This window comes from Candidatus Methanogranum gryphiswaldense (assembly GCA_019262145.1).
GTDB classification, from domain to species: Archaea; Thermoplasmatota; Thermoplasmata; order Methanomassiliicoccales; family Methanomethylophilaceae; genus Methanogranum; species Methanogranum gryphiswaldense.
The window spans coordinates 116,765-130,828 of the sequence record CP076745.1 but is presented as its reverse complement, the minus strand read 5'-3'; the positions used below and the strand labels follow the sequence as shown (position 1 = coordinate 130,828).

Sequence of the window (14,064 nt, the reverse complement as noted above, 5' to 3'; positions counted from 1 at the left end):
ATTAAGAGCGTTTATAAAGGTTTGGTGTGTACAGAAGCATCCTGAACAACAATTTTCTAATTAAAACAACCTGAGCTCACATTCCCCAGAATGGTTCATCTCTTCTCTTGATGCCGATAATATCGCTCATTGCCATCTTTTCGTCTTCCGTAAGATCCAACTTCGCCAATTGCTTTACTGCAGAACCTATCAGGTCCACGTAAAGGATGTCTTCCTCGTTGATGTGCCTACCAGCAGTGACTCCGTCTATACCTAAGGCCACCTCGTCACCCTGTTTGGCCTCTTTGAGAGCGTCTTCCCCTGTGTGAATGCTCTTTATCTTTCCGGCATCTTTACCGTCGACCGTTATCAGATGCTCTCCGATCCTTATTTGTCCAGCCAACACACGCACTCCGACTATTGCGGGTTTGCTTACACGGAAGATACAATTTGGAAGTATCTTGAATTTAGCAGGAAAAGCGAACTCCGACCTGAGGTCTGTATTCGTTTTCCTTTTGGACTCATCCACCCAATCTTGATAATCCTCTATCAAAGCATACACTATCTGACTGGTCATTACTTTGATATTCAATTTTGAAAGCTCTTCTTCAGCATCCTTCGATATGTCGACATTAAACCCGAGTATCACGCTGTTGACCTTGTCACCATATGCAGTCTCGACGATGTCTCTTCTGTTTATGTCGCCCACACCATATTTCCTTATAGGTATGCCCGCAGCCTTGGCTTCGAACGCCAAAGCCTCAAGTGATCCGATAGCATCTGCCTTGATCGTTATTCCCTTTTCCTGGGTCTCGATCTTGATACTGGTCTCCTCGGTCATTTCAGATATTGCAGGATCATTTGCACCTTTCACGACTCTTATGGGTGCCCCAGCGATCACTCCTTCCATGTTCTGACAGGATATTTTCACACCTGCAGCTGCTGTGATCTCCTTTACAGAATCGAATCTGTCCCTAGGGTCGCGGATCTCATCCAATGGTTTTGGTTTGAGGATCGCTTTCACCTTAGTGATCAATGGCGCTCCTCTAGTACCCAATGCAACTGTATCTCCTTTTTTTATGGTTCCAGAATACAATATCATGTCCATTGTGATCCCGAGGCCTTTCTCCTCTTTGATCTCAAGGATCGTTCCCCTTCCAGGTCCCTCTCCCTTTGCCAACTGTTGTTCGAGAAAACGCTGCGCAAGACCTATTAGCACAAGAAGAAGATCTGGCACACCCTCTCCTTCCTTGGCACTGATTGGAACAAGTGCAATTGTCTTTGTGAAATCGTCGATTCTATCGTATCTATCGGCTGATATTCCTTCTTGAGAAAGCTGCCCCATTATGTTATACAGTTTTTCATTAAAGGCATCAAGAGTATGTTGCTGCTGGGTCTTTTCAGATATTATAAAAGGACGCCATTCTTCACTGATCCACCCCTGTATGGTATCGATCTTATTGAGGGCTATTACAAAAGGTGTTTTGTATTGTCTGAGGATGTGTATAGACTCGATTGTCTGAGGCATGAGTCCCTCACGTATATCAATAACAAGCACCGCGAGATCGGCCAAAGATCCCCCTCTGGCACGAAGCGTTACAAAAGAATGATGCCCCGGAGTATCAATAAACAACAATCCTGGAACGTCGAATTTTTTATTTCCTATAAGTTTTTTGCACACCTTATAAATGTGCTCAATCGGAACTTCCGTCGCACCTATGTGCTGAGTGATCGCCCCGGCCTCTCTGGCCTGAACAGAAGTACCCCTGATCCTATCCAAAAGTTTAGTCTTACCGTGGTCAACATGCCCAAGAACACTTACAACAGGTTGTCTTATAGCCATCATGATCACCTTTCGGAAATAAGAAATGGTTTGAAAAAGGTTTATTCGTAAATCCACTTATCGAGAGTTCTGTCATAAGACATCAGCTCTCCTGGTTTGAAAAAGATCGAGATCTCTTTTGCAGCGGCCTCGGGGGAATCGGAACCATGAATGAGATTCATTCCTGTTACCATTCCATAATCTCCACGGATCGTCCCAAGAGGAGAATCCTGAGGATTTGTCTTTCCCATCATGCCTCTGCATACCGCTACCGCGTTCTCGCCTTCCCATACCATTGCAAGTACGGGTCCGCATGTGATGTATGCGATCAGGGAATCGTAGAACTTCTTCCCTTTGTGCTCACCATAATGATTCTCAGCGACCTCTTTTGAGATGTGCATGAACTTCATTGCGATAAGCTTCAATCCTTTCTTCTCAAAGCGGGCGATGATGTCCCCGCAGAGTCCACGCTGTACTCCGTCGGGTTTGATCATAAGATAGGTTCTCTCCATGGTCATGGGGATCACTCCTTCTTTTCCATTGCCTTCTTGTGAGCTTCCTTTTCGATTGCCGCTTTCTCGGTCCAGGTTGTTTTCCTTGCGACTCTCTTCAGAACAATCATGTTTTTGAAACATTTGTTGTTATCAAAGTTATAGACTGTTCCATCCTTCTTAACGTACATTTTGCCTGTTCCAGGCTCAATGATCTGACCGCAGAACGAGCATTTCTTCTCCTCTACCATCCAAATCACCTTCCCATTCCAAGCTTCCTTGCTTCTCTGGAAGTCTCTCTGAGCATGAGTATGTCACCCATTCTAACTGGACCCATTATATTTCTTGTGATGATCCTTCCCTTGTCGCGGCCGTCAAGAACACGGACTTTGACCTGGGTAGCCTCACCGGTCATCCCTGTGCGGCCGATAATCTCGACCACCTCAGAGGGAATGCTGTCAGTGTCAACCATTCAGTTCACCTTCATTTCTTAAGGGCTTTGACTGCCTGGGCGATCTCATCACAGAGGGGTTTGCCTTTTCCAACATCAACAATCGCGATAGAAGCGGTCGGCTTCTCAAGTCCGATTGCATTTCCAAGCTCTGCTTTGCTGGGAACATAGACGTAAGGAATGTTCCTCTCTTCACAAAGAGCAGGCATGTGTGCAAGTATCTCCTGAGGATCTACATCGACAGCCATGATAACAATCGCAGCGGCTCCGCGCTCTACTGCTTTTGTAACTTCATTAGTTCCTTTCTTGATCTTTCCGCCATCTCTTGCAATCTCTGCGAGAGAGTAGGCTTTATCGGAAAGTGCCTTGGGTGTCTCAAATTTAACAAATACGGACATTTTAATTACCTCTTTCCGGTGCTAGCACCGTCATCATTCATCGGCTCTTAAAGAGCATTCAAGCTAATTCCTGTTAGTATATATTATTTGAGGTCTGGAGGATTCACGGCTCTAAAATACGATTGATATGTGATTTCGATTGTCCATCAGATTGTTTTTCTTTTCTGATCTTGTACAATAAATAGAATATGTAAACCGTAGCTAAATACTGAACAATTCCTCCAAAGTAATACAATATGTCCATACCGTTCATTCCAAATAGTATAGGTTGCTGGAACATATCTATCAATGGAATGAGCGCGTCAACTGTCGTAATATCCGTGAATGCTCCGGCCGACAGAAGAAGCATGAAATTGCATGAAAGGGCGAAGATGGTCGATCCTATTGAAAGAAGGATGAAAGGCCACCTGAATCTACGATCTACTGTGATTGCTGCATATATCAAAAATGGAAGAAGCAACAAGACATACTGAGGAGTAGAAGGATAAAGGAAAAGAACAGCTGTATTCAAGAACAAAAGGAACATGAATCTGTGATCCAAAGACTCATCTTTCTTTCTTCCTCTATAAAGACGAATGGATATGAGAATCGATATGATGATGAAAACAACATAGACCAGCATGGTTCCATACGTCTCTATGGCACCCAATCCTGCACCCAATCCTGAATCTGCCCTGTTGATAAGGAATGAAAATGCATCTGCTACAGTACCCTCGATGATATTCGGTAACAATATTATGAAAGAAATCAAAAGAGCACCAGATATCGCCATGCCCAATTTACGAAGCGCGGTACCGTCTTCCTTGTGCCGAACCATGATATAAGCAACGAGGATAAATACGAAAAATATAGGAAAAAATTTAGTCAGAGCTGCCAAACCGAACATCGTTCCTGCCATGAAACATTTATCTTTCATCAAAAAAACAACACATAGCAAAACCATTAGAACAGAAAAAGTATCGAACATACCGTTAACAGAACTGATCACGATCACAAGAGGGCAAAGGAACCACAATATGTACGCATAATTCGCCTTTTTCTTGTCATTAGTTCTCTGGAGTACTATCCAGCGAATTACATACGCAACCGCAATATCACATAGAAAAAGTGGAATCTTTACGAGCATGTTGAAAGAAATGGTCGTAAGTGTCGCTGTTATATGCCAATCTGTGTACTGCTCAACAGAAAGAGCATCAAGTATCCTTGCTCCAAAATCACCGATACCGATGAAATCCCCGACAGAGGATATGAATGCGAGCATATATCCCCAGGGCGGAGTGTAATAGTAACCGTCTAACTCATAGAGTCCGTTTCCAGATCTTATATTCTCGATTACCTGCGCCCAATGAGTGACGTCAAAATTATATGTTAATAAAACTCCCAAGATGATCCTTACAGACATGCCGATTATCGTTGCCCAGAACAAAGGGTGTTTAAGAAATCCCCTTACAATTGGCGATCTTTCCTTTGATCCATCAACTATAACGACGTTCTCGGTCATTTGTTACCTCAAAATGAAAAGAAATCACCATAAACAGGGAAATAACCACCCAAATAGATGTAAACTGCAATATTGTCGGCCGTTCCCTCAAGCTCATAACTTCCTGATACTGTTTCCCTTGTTACAGACCCTGTTATGTTCTCGATCAGATCCGTACTATAACACACCTGCGAAGAAAGAATTTGTGCCAGATCACCGCGTTGATCGTTGGAATAATCTCCCCCGATAACACATATCATCCCGCTACCAAAACTGGTCATTACAATACTTGCATAACCATCCTCAGAATATCCAATAGCAAGGACATTTTCAGCACCCTTTACACTTATGAGTGCATCTACATCGATACCGTATTTCACAGAATTGTTACTCAAAGAAAGTGCATACCTGAGATCATTATCAGAGACGTCAGAAAATGCATTGTCCGTTCCATCTGTATTGAGACACTCGGTACCAAAGAAGAGATTCTGATAATCATCCACATCATAAAGTGCATCTTCGGTCGCATAACAAGAACCGATAAGGTTTCCAAGCCAATACAACCTACCGCCGTTCTCCATCCATTCGAAGATCGTGTCACTCTCGTTCCCTGTGTATACTGTGTCAGGCAAAGCACCTGATATTACTACCAGTCCTTTTGTATAATCGCCAACAGCTATGTCCGCCTTCAGCGCTGCTTCGAGCTCTTCTGCGTTCAGAACGGTGATCTTGACTGCACCTCTATACTCGAGCTGCTTGATCAATTGTTCTATGTAATATTCTTGGTCCAAAGCCTTCGCACCTATTGCCACTTCGACCTCTTCATAGTTCGACTTGTAGCTCTCGTCATAATAGATGTATATCTCAGTCATTGCATCCATTGAACCATTATCCATAATGAGAATGGAATATGTTTCAGAACCATCAGCAGATACAGAATAAGATATTGAATTACTCTCTAATTCAGCACCTGACGAATATTTATCCTGACCTGTAGTGTATACCACTACTTCGCCGATAAGGATCATCGCCAATACGATGACCGCAATGACCTCCATGACTCTGTCAAATCTCACTTTTCTTCACTCCCATATTCTTGAATCTGAGGATAATAGACCCGATTCTAGGGTATTTTTCATAAATTTTATCAGAGAAATAGAATACGAGTATTAGCAATATTCCGATATATTGTGTCATATTCGCAATTGAGTTCATGATATTCATATACGTAACACCGAATAAAGTTCCCTCCAATGCACGCATCGAGGATATTATCCAATCAGGTGCCACGATGGAAGTATATTCGGAAAGTGAACAGAGAAGAGAATAATTGTTCAATATGAACGCTCCAACGACTGCACCCACGCTGATCAATATCCAACACTTACGATAGTGTATATCGGTGGTCAGTATGTAGAGTATAAGGAATGGGATCATGACGATCACATACTGAGGTGTTATCGATATTAACATTGCACAAGATATTGACATGAATATGTTCTGGAAAAGCGCCTTGTCCGCATCCTCGGTCCTTGTTTTGAACATCCTGTATCCGAAATAGAACATCCCCAAGATTGCGATCGTAGTACCGAATAAAGTGAATAACATCGAAGATATCGTCGAATTGGACGCTCTTCCGATAACGAATGATAATGCATCATCCACCTGGCCGTTTATTATCTGTGGCACTATCAATACGACAAGCATGATAGCTGCTCCAAGGATGGCCTCGAACAATTTCCTTTTTGCAAGACCGTCTTCTTTGTGTTTAACAAGTATATATCCGATAAAAACCAAGATACAGAATGCAGGGAAGAATTTAAGAAGGATCGCAGCTGAAAAAAGCATACCCGCTAAAAAACATTTATCTTTGTAAACCATGAACACTGTCAATAACAAAAAGAGAGCAGAGAGGGTATCAAACATTGCCTGTACTGCTGACATGTATATTATTATTGGACAAAGGAACCAAAGTGCAAATCCATACGTTGCCTTCTTTTTATCCCCAGTACGTTCGAGAACAAGTTTGTATATGATATATCCTACGATAATATCACATATTACCAATGGGACTTTCATGAATAGGTTGAACTGAATGCTGGTTATGGTAGCTATATGAAAACGATATGTGAGATCTTCGATCGGAAGCATATCGGTGAAAGTTATTCCCATGATATCGATACTTAGGATACCATTGGCCAAAGCTGACAGCGCTCCGAGTATATATCCCCAAACGGGAGTGTAATAATAACCATCTAAGTCATAGAGGTTGTTTCCACTGTTTATATTCTCAATAATAAGTGCCCAATGGTATATGTCAAAATCATACGTCACCAAAGGCATCAATACAAATCTTACTATCAACCCCACAAATACAATAAGAACAAGAGGCCTCCTGAAAAAAGATGATATCGACTGAAGGTTCATGTTCAACTTGATCGTATTTAAGAATGGTATTCTATTATTTATCTTGTAAGGAAAGAGTCTTTGACAACCTTTATAACAGCTCTTCTTCTCTCACCTACCTATAGTCGATCTCAAAGGAATGAAAATGATCAATATCGGCGAATGGCTCTATGATTTGTTCGGGAATAACGAATGGGGAATGCTCCTTTGTATATTCCTAATATTCTTATTTGACGCACTAGTATTCCCCACATTGCCGGAACTATTCTTTGCCATGGGCTGTATGTACAGGCCTACTCTGACCTATGGTTTAGAACTTTTGGGCGTTGCTGTTCTGGCTGAAGTAATTGGCATAATGGTGCTTTACATAATTGTCAGCAATATAAGGATACCAGCAAAAATAGAAAAGATTGCGACCAAATATACTGGATTTCTTGTACTTGGAGATGAAAGACTTCTACTTCTGAACCGTGTAGCCCCAATGATACCGTTTGCTGGAGCATTTATTGCAATAATGAAATGGAATCTAAAAAAATCATTGGCATACATCATAATAGGATGCGTGGTCAAATACGGACTGATAATGTTGATGAGCAATATATTCTACAAATATTTCAGTAGTGAAATGGCATCCACCATTACTTTGGTCTTCATATTTATGGTCATAGCCGTTAGTTTCATCATTTCAATGATTTATAAGAAAAAAGAAGGCTTAGATACATGAAGATAATTGACATCAACCCCTTTTTCTACCCATTCGAAGGAGGAATTGAACATAGAATGCATGATACAAGCAGATTACTTGCAAAAAACGGTCATGATGTCACAATTCTAACAAGCAAACTTCCAAATACACCAGATGAAGAGAAGACCGCAGACGGTTACAGGATAGTTCGTCTAAAATCAAGATATGTCAACATATACAATCCACCTTTTGTTACATCAAAAGGAATCTTAGAAGCCATAAATACGATAGATCCAGACATTGTAAACTTTAATTACAGATGGGCCCCCAGCTACACGAATGACTTGAAAAAATATGACGGAAAAAAGGTATTTACATATCATAATGTCTGGGGAGAAGGAATTGGATTTCAGGCAAACCTTTCAAAAATAAATGATAATAGATTCAAGTCGTGTCTTGACACATTCGATCATATTATCGCTGTTAGTGATTTCGTGAGAAACGATCTTGTCTCTCGCGGATATTCACAGGAACACGTTACTACAATACAAACTGGATTATCCAAATATCCAGAACTTGATGATAGCTCAGAAAGTGATTTCATCCTATCCCTAGGAAGACAGGTCAAAACCAAAGGCTTAGAATACCTCGTCACGGCGATGAAGGATGTGAACTGTAAGCTTATCATGTGTGGAAAAGGACCTGAGTCAGACAGACTTTTCAAACAGATCAAAAAGCTGGGTCTTGAAAATAAAATTGAAATGAAAGGATGGGTGAGCGATGAGGAAAAAGAAAGATTGATGAGATCTTGTAAATTTTTTATAATGCCCTCTATATTCGAATCCCTTGGACTTGCTGCTATTGAACTTATCTCATATGGAAAACCAATAGTGTACACAACCGTGAATGGACTTCCGGATACTGTAAAGAATTGCGGGATTCCGGTCCCACCTAAGGATCCGAAAGCCCTTGCAAATGCCATTAATTCCTTACTTTCAGATGAAAACAAACGCAAAATAATGGGAAAAATGGCCGCTGAACAATCTCAAATATACAGATGGGATGACCTTATTCCAAAAATAGAATGTGTCTATTCAAAAGTATTGTCCGGGGAATATGACAAAAGAAATTCACACAATATCAAATGATCAGTTCAATTTCTTTTTGCGTGCAAAACGTACCTTAGTCGTCGAAGCGATCTCCTCAGGAGTATGCTTCTTGAGCAACACATAACCAATAATGGCCATTATTATTGCACCACCTGTGTCTGCCCTGATGTCCATTAGACTGTCCCAGATACCGTACACCATATAACTTGTACCCGTTATTATATCAACATATCCTTCCATGACCTCCCACAGACCACCGAAACATATTCCAATCAAAAGAACTAAAACAAGAATACCTTTTGTTGATCCCAGGGTCACATGCTTGGGAGAATTTGCCTGCAATATGCAGAGAGACAAAAACACCAAAGCACATACACATACCGATGATATGCAATGTGCCACATCTCCCCACCATACAATACGCAGATACATTCCAAAAAACATCGACACTGCATAATAATACAAATTAGCCGTAAGTAATACCGTGAACCAAAGTGGCATCCTTACTATGTCAAAATACCACATAATCGGAAGAGCGGAAAGGACAAACCCTACTGCGATGAATGTCGCCGTAAGGTACTCTGGAGGATGCCCTGCCTCCAATCCTGGAGCTAACCCAAGTTTTACCATTATGAGGAAAAATCCAAACGATAAAATTATCATCAATAACATCAGAAGACTTGCTTTTTTACCATCTTCTTCAGTATAAACTTTCATTATTTCACCCCAATGGTCTCATCATTCAGAACAAAATGTTTCTTCCTTACAACTTTCCAAACAACAATCGCTGCTAAGGCCGACAAAACAATGCTCATGAACATTGATGTTATGAGTTCGATAGCTGAGAACTGCCCAGCATCAATTTGTGAATGACAAAGGAAAGATACTATGACCCAAGCTATTGCCTCCTGAGCACAAGTAAGGAATATAGGTAATCCTGCAAGCAGCGGGAAATTATACCTTGCTCCAGTTTTTACAACCAATACCTCGAGTATAAGGAAAGAGACCGGATATGCCGCCATCCAATAAAATATGCCCATTACATGGCCCCATATAGTCCGATTAACTGTATCTGGAACATATGGATATGCAAAAGAGATTATCGATACTACTACGATCATTGCTACCGCCAATAATGCAATAGTCGGATCCACAACAACATCACGGGAGGACAAAAGAAAAACCATGCATATCGCTGCTATTAATGCAACTGTGGAAATAATTGGCAACACATTGATCACTCCGAAGATGACCATTATCGCCGAAATCACCAGAGCTACTACCAGGCCGATTTTTCTGTCCATACTGTCTCGTGTCATGACGACATCCGATTAATATATTCCGTCTTGACATGTGAACGTATGTCTTTTATTGGTTGACTGTATCTGCTACCTAAGGCGGTGCCACTGAATGAACTATACAGGCGGTCTTATGGAAAAACATAGAGAAGCCATACTCTACATAATATGTGGGGGATTTACCACACTTGTAGCATGGCTGACCTACGCATTGTTTGTATGGCTCGGTATGGAACTGAACGTCAGTAACATACTTTCTTGGATTTGCGGACTCTTTTTCGCTTTTGCAGTTAACAAATGGATTGTTTTCTGTAGCAGATGTACAGAAAAAACAGTATTGGCAAAGGAATTCTGTTCATTTTGCGGAGCAAGAATCTTTACTGGTGTCATAGCTATAATCCTATTCCCGATACTGTACGATCTCGGACTTGATCAAAGTCTGTTTGGAACTGCAGGATTCATGGCAAAGATTACCACCAGCATACTCGAGATAGCATTGAATTGGATCTTTAGTAAATATTATGTTTTCAAACGTAATCCTAAAGACATGATCTCATGAGATAATTAAATCAAAAAAATTAAGTGGTTTAGTTAAATTTCAATTTATGTAGTCTAACCAGTCGGCATACTCGGGAGCCTTGCCTGTAGCAATGTCGTGAAACTTTGAATGGATCTTCTTTGCAACATCTCCGACCTTTCCATCTCCAACGATCCTTCCATCGACCATTGTCACGGGAACGACCTCCGCTGCGGTTCCGGTCATCCAAACTTCATCAGCTGTGTTAAGCTGGGTTCTTGTGACCTCTGTCTCCTGAACCTCATAGCCGATGTCGCGCGCGACCTCTATTATCGACTTCCTGGTTATTCCTTCCAATATACATTCTGCAGAAGAGGGAGTTAGGATCTTGCCATATTTGTAGATGAAAATGTTCTCACCCGTACACTCTGCAACATGACCAACCGAGTTCAGCATGACTGCTTCATTGGCTCCCTGACGAACGGCCTCTCTTTTTGCAAGACATGATGTGACATAGGCGCCATTGACCTTGGCTCCTGCAGGACCACAAAGATTGTCGGGCCTTTGCCATGAGGATGTTATAACCTTCGCTCCATCGCTTCCTGCCTTACCCAAATAGGCACCCATATGGATGCAAGTGATCGCAAGACTAGCAGGAACACCGACCGGATTAAGTCCAACCTCTTCCCCGCAAAGGAAAACACAAGGCTTAACATAATCGACATTCTTGTTCGCCTTAACTGTGTTCTTTATAACTTCCATAAGATCTTCGAACCCATATGTCTTACCTCCGAATTCAAGATCTATACCCATGACCTTGCAACCATCCATAAGTCTTCTAACATGGTCCTTTAATCTAAATATGGCAGGACCTTTTGGTGTCTGATAGACCCTTATCCCCTCAAAGACCCCAGTTCCATAATTCAAAGCATGAGCAAGAACGTGGACGCGCGCATCCTCCCATTTAACAAGATTTCCATCTAACCAGATAAACTCTGTTTTATCCATTACTATTCCTCCGTGATTACTATATTAACCTAAATTAAAGTGCATTCAAAGCCTTAACGTATTTTTCAGGCTTACTACGATCGATTATCTCCTCAACCTGTGCTGAACCTCCAACAACACCTACGTTGCCATTGGAAGTGGAAATAAGGGCATATGCTGACTGCCCCGACTCGGGGATCAGTTCAGCCTCATAAACATCCTGAAGTTTCTGAAGCCTACCGATTGCGGTCTCTGCTGCCTCTTTACCTATCACAGAGAGCACCATCCTTGATTTTCCGGAAAGTTCACATTTTCCAACTACTATGGTCTCGACGTTGATTTTGTTGCGGGTGAACTCACCCATTACTCTCTGCATAACGCCGAACTCATTCTTGACTATCAAGGAAATTACGTGCATATTCACACTCTCCTAGACGCGAATATTCGTGCCCGTATTTGATATAGTCGTTCTTCTAGGAATCTTAAAATTATAATATCATTGAAAAACGGACATAATTAAAAGAATATTTTGAGCAATAATCTTTATTACCTTTAGCCATACAGGCACAATAAATGGGATGCATGGAGGCCCTCGCATTCAGACGCCGCCTCCTAATTTGGATGGGAATCAGATGACGGAATACATAAGGTCAAAAGCACCACTCAGGATAGGTCTTGCAGGAGGGGGGACGGATGTCGATCCTTACGCATCAGAAAAAGGAGGATGCGTTTTTAATACCACTATCAACAAGTATGCGTATTGCACCTTAACACCGGTCAGCGGTAAAGAAATGACGGTTGAATCTCGCTATTATGGCAGATACAAAGCCTCGTTAAAGAACGGACCACTTAAACTAGATGGAAATATGGATCTTATAAAGGCCGTCGCTAACTATTTTGAACTTGATCATGGTTTTAAAATGCTTATCCACTCTGATGTACCGGCTGGCTCTGGTTTAGGTGGCTCATCCACCATGATGGTGGCCATGATCTCCGCGATTGCCAATTGGATTGACAAAGATATGACCAAAGATGAGATAGCTGGCTTGTCTTATCATCTAGAAAGAGAAGTGATCGGACTCAAAGGCGGCAAACAAGATCAATATGCGGCCGCTTTCGGAGGATTCAATTTTATAGACATTGATAGGAACTGTGTAAAGGTCAGACCTGTTCACATAGAGAGAAACATAGTAAATGAACTCCAATGCCGTTCGGTACTCTGTTATACAAAGATTTCCAGAGAATCGGCAGACATTATCAATACACAGGTCGAATCGTCAATAAAAGGATCCAATATCGATGCCCTTGACCATTCAAAAGCATTAGCCGTTGATATAGGCGAGACCCTAAGAAGCGGAGACATTGAGAAAACAGGAAAATTGCTCGACGAATCTTGGGGATATAAAAAACAATTTTCCAGCAATGTATCGAATAAGCATATCGATAAGCTCTATAACATAGCAAAAAATAACGGAGCCATCGGAGGGAAAGTATCAGGTGCCGGCGGTGGTGGATTCATGTACTTCATTTGTAAATACGATAAAAAACCAATAGTCGCAGAAGCCCTGAAGAAAGCAGGAGCCGAACTTACAGACTTTATGTTCGATCCAGATGGTGTCAGGTCCTGGAGGGGAAAAGATCATAAACCCCCAGAATCGACATTATGATTTCATTTTATCTTTTTGATCTTACAATACACCTTTGAACAGAATCTCCCAAACACACCACATTGATGAAAAGTGGTGGCTACAACGCGAGGGCTTATATGAGATTCTCCCTCTACTCTTTTACCAAACTTATAATATATTTTTGAAATTTTCAAATCACGAGGCCCAAACTTAAGAAGATCCAGAAGTACTTTCCACCCCTGCATCTCTAATTCTCCCCAATTCTCTTTTATGACGGGAATAAAAATATCCGTCCTGCCTGCGATAAGCCCGCTCATAACATCCCTGGAAATCTTCTTTCTGTGACACAACAGATATAGATCTGCAAAGATGTTAAATCCCCAGGAACCAGCCCAACGAACAAATCCCAGTGCAAATCTGTCTTCCCTTACACCGATGCAGAGATCACATCCGCATTCCATCTTCTGGAACATTTCCCCTAATGCACTCGGAGGGTGCTGAAAATCACAATCGATCGTCATAAAATAATCTGTATCCGATTCAACAATACCCTGCAATACACTTGCGGCCAATCCTCTTTCCTCGGGCTTTCTGGTCACAAGTTTGGTTTTCGGATCCGCCAATTCCTCTATCAATTGCTTGGAAAGATCAGTGGAATTGTCATCCATGAATGTTATATAAAAATCAGGATATTGTTCCCTGAGACATTTAGCCATATTAACGATGTTCTTCTCTTCGTTATATGTTGGAATGACCACTGTACATGTTCCGACCATAAAATACCGAATGTAGGAACATGGAACCATTATTTTA

The 14,064-nt window shown here is 41.5% G+C and carries 17 protein-coding genes; 4 read left to right on the top strand and 13 right to left on the bottom strand.

All coding sequences use genetic code 11. The features are described 5' to 3' along the window. Positions 1-76: 76 nt before the first annotated feature. The 8 genes from infB to KRP56_00680 all read right to left on the bottom strand — a co-directional run bounded on the left by infB (position 77) and on the right by KRP56_00680 (position 7,054). Entirely contained in the window at positions 77-1,822 is a 1,746-nt protein-coding gene (gene infB, locus KRP56_00715) for a translation initiation factor IF-2 (protein UAL08405.1), read from the bottom strand. Between the two features lie 41 nt (positions 1,823-1,863). Then, positions 1,864-2,313 carry a nucleoside-diphosphate kinase gene (gene ndk, locus KRP56_00710; GenBank protein ID UAL08404.1) on the bottom strand — a complete coding sequence of 150 codons (450 nt, stop codon included), beginning with the start codon at positions 2,311-2,313 and terminating at the stop codon, positions 1,864-1,866. Between the two features lie 11 nt (positions 2,314-2,324). Continuing rightward, positions 2,325-2,543, bottom strand: a complete 219-nt coding sequence (locus KRP56_00705; GenBank protein ID UAL07822.1) for a 50S ribosomal protein L24e — start codon at positions 2,541-2,543, stop codon at positions 2,325-2,327. Positions 2,544-2,548: 5 nt separating this feature from the next. Further along, entirely contained in the window at positions 2,549-2,764 is a 216-nt protein-coding gene (locus KRP56_00700) for a 30S ribosomal protein S28e (protein ID UAL07821.1), read from the bottom strand. A gap of 11 nt (positions 2,765-2,775) precedes the next feature. After that, on the bottom strand, positions 2,776-3,141 hold the full coding sequence (rpl7ae, locus tag KRP56_00695; GenBank protein UAL07820.1) for a 50S ribosomal protein L7Ae: 366 nt from the start codon (positions 3,139-3,141) through the stop codon (positions 2,776-2,778). Between the two features lie 103 nt (positions 3,142-3,244). Further along, a complete protein-coding gene (locus KRP56_00690) occupies positions 3,245-4,642 on the bottom strand; it encodes a glycosyltransferase 87 family protein (GenBank protein UAL07819.1) in 1,398 nt (465 codons plus the stop codon). 8 nt (positions 4,643-4,650) lie between these two features. Next, entirely contained in the window at positions 4,651-5,697 is a 1,047-nt protein-coding gene (locus KRP56_00685) for a hypothetical protein (GenBank protein UAL07818.1), read from the bottom strand. Continuing rightward, the gene (locus KRP56_00680) at positions 5,687-7,054 is read right to left on the bottom strand and encodes a hypothetical protein (protein UAL07817.1); all 1,368 of its coding nucleotides are present in this window, start codon (positions 7,052-7,054) and stop codon (positions 5,687-5,689) included. Before KRP56_00680 ends, KRP56_00685 begins: the two co-directional genes overlap by 11 nt. A gap of 112 nt (positions 7,055-7,166) precedes the next feature. Here KRP56_00680 and KRP56_00675 point away from each other — a divergent pair, with 112 nt between their 5' ends. Together KRP56_00675 and KRP56_00670 are read left to right on the top strand one after the other, a co-directional pair. Then, complete coding sequence (locus KRP56_00675) at positions 7,167-7,751, top strand: hypothetical protein (protein UAL07816.1); 585 nt, start codon at positions 7,167-7,169, stop codon at positions 7,749-7,751. After that, positions 7,748-8,860, top strand: coding sequence for a glycosyltransferase family 4 protein (locus KRP56_00670; GenBank protein ID UAL07815.1), 1,113 nt, complete (start codon positions 7,748-7,750; stop codon positions 8,858-8,860). The genes KRP56_00675 and KRP56_00670 overlap by 4 nt, the downstream gene beginning before the upstream one ends. On the opposite strand, the gene KRP56_00665 is transcribed toward KRP56_00670, so the two are convergent. Continuing rightward, positions 8,861-9,538, bottom strand: coding sequence for a hypothetical protein (locus KRP56_00665; GenBank protein ID UAL07814.1), 678 nt, complete (start codon positions 9,536-9,538; stop codon positions 8,861-8,863). Next, positions 9,538-10,125, bottom strand: a complete 588-nt coding sequence (locus KRP56_00660; GenBank protein ID UAL07813.1) for a hypothetical protein — start codon at positions 10,123-10,125, stop codon at positions 9,538-9,540. The genes KRP56_00665 and KRP56_00660 overlap by 1 nt, the downstream gene beginning before the upstream one ends. Before the next feature lie 106 nt (positions 10,126-10,231). Here KRP56_00660 and KRP56_00655 point away from each other — a divergent pair, with 106 nt between their 5' ends. Further along, positions 10,232-10,678, top strand: a complete 447-nt coding sequence (locus KRP56_00655) for a GtrA family protein (GenBank protein ID UAL07812.1) — start codon at positions 10,232-10,234, stop codon at positions 10,676-10,678. Between the two features lie 39 nt (positions 10,679-10,717). Here the strand turns inward: KRP56_00655 and KRP56_00650 are convergent, their stop codons facing one another. Beyond that, entirely contained in the window at positions 10,718-11,644 is a 927-nt protein-coding gene (locus tag KRP56_00650) for a branched-chain amino acid transaminase (protein UAL07811.1), read from the bottom strand. A gap of 34 nt (positions 11,645-11,678) precedes the next feature. Next, positions 11,679-12,041 carry an acetolactate synthase gene (locus KRP56_00645; protein UAL07810.1) on the bottom strand — a complete coding sequence of 121 codons (363 nt, stop codon included), beginning with the start codon at positions 12,039-12,041 and terminating at the stop codon, positions 11,679-11,681. 214 nt (positions 12,042-12,255) lie between these two features. Here KRP56_00645 and KRP56_00640 point away from each other — a divergent pair, with 214 nt between their 5' ends. Further along, the gene (locus tag KRP56_00640; protein UAL07809.1) at positions 12,256-13,290 is read left to right on the top strand and encodes a kinase; all 1,035 of its coding nucleotides are present in this window, start codon (positions 12,256-12,258) and stop codon (positions 13,288-13,290) included. Between the two features lie 2 nt (positions 13,291-13,292). Here the strand turns inward: KRP56_00640 and KRP56_00635 are convergent, their stop codons facing one another. Next, positions 13,293-14,027, bottom strand: coding sequence for a glycosyltransferase (locus tag KRP56_00635; GenBank protein ID UAL07808.1), 735 nt, complete (start codon positions 14,025-14,027; stop codon positions 13,293-13,295). Between the last annotated feature and the right edge of the window lie 37 nt (positions 14,028-14,064).

Bases quoted from the DNA above. Each gene is read 5' to 3' on its own strand.
- infB (UAL08405.1), bottom strand. From the start codon at position 1,822: ATGGCTATAAGACAACCTGTTGTAAGTGTTCTTGGGCATGTTGACCAC.
- ndk (UAL08404.1), bottom strand. From the start codon at position 2,313: ATGGAGAGAACCTATCTTATGATCAAACCCGACGGAGTACAGCGTGGA.
- KRP56_00705 (UAL07822.1), bottom strand. From the start codon at position 2,543: ATGGTAGAGGAGAAGAAATGCTCGTTCTGCGGTCAGATCATTGAGCCT.
- KRP56_00700 (UAL07821.1), bottom strand. From the start codon at position 2,764: ATGGTTGACACTGACAGCATTCCCTCTGAGGTGGTCGAGATTATCGGC.
- rpl7ae (UAL07820.1), bottom strand. From the start codon at position 3,141: ATGTCCGTATTTGTTAAATTTGAGACACCCAAGGCACTTTCCGATAAA.
- KRP56_00690 (UAL07819.1), bottom strand. From the start codon at position 4,642: ATGACCGAGAACGTCGTTATAGTTGATGGATCAAAGGAAAGATCGCCA.
- KRP56_00675 (UAL07816.1), top strand. From the start codon at position 7,167: ATGAAAATGATCAATATCGGCGAATGGCTCTATGATTTGTTCGGGAAT.
- KRP56_00670 (UAL07815.1), top strand. From the start codon at position 7,748: ATGAAGATAATTGACATCAACCCCTTTTTCTACCCATTCGAAGGAGGA.
- KRP56_00665 (UAL07814.1), bottom strand. From the start codon at position 9,538: ATGAAAGTTTATACTGAAGAAGATGGTAAAAAAGCAAGTCTTCTGATG.
- KRP56_00660 (UAL07813.1), bottom strand. From the start codon at position 10,125: ATGGACAGAAAAATCGGCCTGGTAGTAGCTCTGGTGATTTCGGCGATA.
- KRP56_00655 (UAL07812.1), top strand. From the start codon at position 10,232: ATGAACTATACAGGCGGTCTTATGGAAAAACATAGAGAAGCCATACTC.
- KRP56_00650 (UAL07811.1), bottom strand. From the start codon at position 11,644: ATGGATAAAACAGAGTTTATCTGGTTAGATGGAAATCTTGTTAAATGG.
- KRP56_00645 (UAL07810.1), bottom strand. From the start codon at position 12,041: ATGCACGTAATTTCCTTGATAGTCAAGAATGAGTTCGGCGTTATGCAG.
- KRP56_00640 (UAL07809.1), top strand. From the start codon at position 12,256: ATGACGGAATACATAAGGTCAAAAGCACCACTCAGGATAGGTCTTGCA.
- KRP56_00635 (UAL07808.1), bottom strand. From the start codon at position 14,027: ATGGTCGGAACATGTACAGTGGTCATTCCAACATATAACGAAGAGAAG.